The following is a 2,968-nucleotide window of genomic DNA, read 5'->3' as shown; positions in this document are numbered from 1 at the left end:
CAAGGGCGCACCCGCCGCCCGAATCGCCACAAATCTACTCTGCTCCCATCAAGAAATGGCAGGCGCTTTCAATGGCGTCACATTGTTGGCCATGGTCGCCACTGGCGCCGGCGCGAGCGGTTGTGGCGCGGGCTGGGTCTGCTTGAGCAGGTCTTCCAGGCTTCCCAAAGCGCTGTGGTTGCGCACCAGTTCCTCTTCCAGCGCACGCAAGTCGGTGCGCTTGGTCTGGGTTTTCTGCTTCAGCTCGGTGAGCTTGATCAGGTGGCGGTTGAGCAGATGCTTCTGGTACTGCACATGCTGCTTGAGCGGTTCCAGCACCTGCTCCAGCCAACCGTCCACAGAAGAGATCATCTGGCTGTACATGCGCCCCACTTCGTTGGCCAGCGTCGCCACAAAGCGCTCGGTCAGGCGGTTGCGACGAGCCAGCAGCAGCTGGGGAGAGCGACGCAGTTGCGCAGCCTGGCGGTGCAGACCGCGCAGCGCCGCGCGGAAGCCGCCGATATCAAAGTGCTGCTCCGCAGAAATGATGTTATTCAGGGTAGAGCGATCGTAAATCGCGTCTACAAGACGGTTGGTCTGATCCACTTCGCGCTCGAGATTCGAGAGCTGGTGTTCCACACCACCCATAAAATTATCGATCGCCCGCGCGAGGCCAAGGGGCGACCAGCGCTCATTTAGTGCTTTGCGGGTTTCATCGATCAGTTGCTGCAACTGCTGACTGGAAACCGGGGCCAGCAGAGACGCGCGCTGGCGGGACAGCATGCGCTGACTGGACTTGAGCGTAAGCAGCTCCTGGTGGCAGTACTTGTGCTGTTCCTTGGCGGTCTGGTGCAGCTGCTTCAGCTCCTCGAGCTGATCCGGATTGGTGGCGCCGTGGCGCTTCAGGTGATCCAGGGTGGCGCTACCGCTGTTCAGGCGACGCTTCAACAGGTCGCGGGTGTCGGCCATCAGGGTCAGTGCCTGATGCAGAGAACGGTGGTTGGCTACCTTTTGGCGGTGCTCCATCAGGCGCTGTACCAGCAGCTTCTCAAAATCTCCGAAACAGCTCTGTTTCAGCAGAACCGGATCGCGCTCGGCGCGTGCCAGCAAGGCTTTTTTCGCGGACACCCCGACCACATTCTCCTGCGGCAGGTCCAGCAGCTTGCTCACCTCATCGCGCATCTTGCGCAGCATCTGGTCCGTATCTTCGTCGGGATCGTCCCACAGCACATCAATCTTGTTGAGCAGCGCCATCACCGCCGTGCCGCGATGATCCCGCAGGGGCACCAGGTGGGTTTCCCACATGTTCAGGTCTGTGCCGCTGACGCCAGCATCAGCGGAGAGCAAGAAGGCGACCGCCTGCGCACCTGGCAGGGTGGAGAGAGTCAGCTCGGGCTCGTTGCCCAGGGCATTCAATCCCGGGGTATCAATGATGCGCAGCCCCTGTGCCAGCAGCGGGTGCGGCAGGGAAATCAACGCATAGCGCCATGCGGGAATCTGCACGAGATTACCGTTGCCATCCAGGTGACGGCGGTCAAAACCGTAGCGGGCAGCCTCTTCCGGGGTCACCGCCTTGGTGGCGGCGACTTTCATTAGTGCTTCGCGGGTGGCTTCAGCATCATCCGGATCAAAGGCGTGATTGACCCATTTCTGCGGAATGCGACGGAAGCTCTCCAGGCTGGTGTTGGTAGCCAGGGTCTCAATCGGCAGCAGGCGTACCGAAGCCTGTTCGCTGCCGTCACAGAAGATTTCCGTGGGGCACATGGTGGTGCGGCCCGGGCGCGACGGCAGCAGGCGCTTGCCGTAAGTATGCGACAACATCGCATTGATCAGCTCGGTTTTACCGCGGGAGAACTCCCCCACCAGGGCGACGGTGAACTGGTCTTCCACTAGCAGCTGACGCGCCTGCTGAACCACCTGGCGGGCGCCGGCGGAGTTGGGGAAGTGGTCTTCCAACCAGTGGCTGAACGCATCTAGTTGGCCGTCGAGCCCCCTCTTCCACTGATCGTAATCGGCAATGTGCTGGCGCAAGGTCGCATCTTCCATGTTTAGTGTTCTTGTTGTTACTGCTTTTATTGTGATTACTGATGAATATTTCGTGCCATTTTCCAGCAACCCGGCGCGGAGTTAAACCCTGCTGACACGGTTTCGCGAACTGGGTAAGGCTTGGGGGGAAGAATCCGGGGAGGCTGACAGTTAAGACAGCTCGAAAATGCTGAGACACATCGTTGCAGGGCGTGGCGAGCAGGCCTGTGAAGGATTCGCCACAGACCTGCAAGTAACTCTGGTGGGTTGTTTAGAAGGGAATATGCCAGAACAGGTTGTATACCAGCTGCGGCATATGCGCGCTCTGCGCGAAGCCCACCAGCAGCTTGTCGGCCACGGTCAGCAGGATGAAGACGAAAATCGGGCTGATGTCGATCACGCCCAACGGCGGGATGATCTTGCGCACCGGTGCGTAGATCGGCTCCAGCAGCTGGCGCAGCAACATCAGCGCGGGATGAGAACTCTGGGGCGCGACCCAGCTGACCACGATGGAGACCAGCATACCGACAAACAGGATCGCGATCAGGGTCATCAACACACCCAGCAACGACCACAGCAGTGCACTCAACGGGTTCAACAGTCCGGCTCCGGCAAGGAAGCCCGCACCGAGGATCATCACCCAGCCTACCAGCAGGGCGAGCACCAGGGATGCCATATCCAGACCAAACAGGCCGGGCACAATCTTGCGCAGCGGACGCAACAGCGGGTTGGTGACCTTGACGATGCCCTGGGAGATCGGGTTGTAAAAGTCGGCGCGCCCCAGTTGCAGCATAAAGCGCAGGATGACCGCAAACAGAAACAGAATGCCGATAGTGGCGAGAATGAAAACGCCGATATTGCTGAAGGTGTTGACCATCAAAAGTCCTTTTAACAGGCTGTTACAAACAGTTTGTTAAACCGGGCCATGGATGGCCCGGCCGCAAATTGAGCGCATGCGCTCAAT

2 protein-coding genes are annotated in these 2,968 nt (G+C 59.5%); both read right to left on the bottom strand.

Going from position 1 to position 2,968, the window contains the following annotated elements; genetic code table 11:
- Positions 1-48: 48 nt before the first annotated feature.
- Complete coding sequence (locus B4U49_RS00840; RefSeq protein WP_078082710.1) at positions 49-2,025, bottom strand: dynamin family protein; 1,977 nt, start codon at positions 2,023-2,025, stop codon at positions 49-51.
- Positions 2,026-2,275: 250 nt separating this feature from the next.
- The gene (locus B4U49_RS00835; protein ID WP_078082709.1) at positions 2,276-2,881 is read right to left on the bottom strand and encodes a YggT family protein; all 606 of its coding nucleotides are present in this window, start codon (positions 2,879-2,881) and stop codon (positions 2,276-2,278) included.
- Positions 2,882-2,968 lie beyond the last annotated feature (87 nt).

Origin of the sequence: Microbulbifer mangrovi, from assembly GCF_002009015.1 — a bacterium.
Classification (GTDB): Bacteria; Pseudomonadota; Gammaproteobacteria; order Pseudomonadales; family Cellvibrionaceae; genus Microbulbifer; species Microbulbifer mangrovi.
This window is presented reverse-complemented; position numbering and strand designations above follow the sequence as displayed.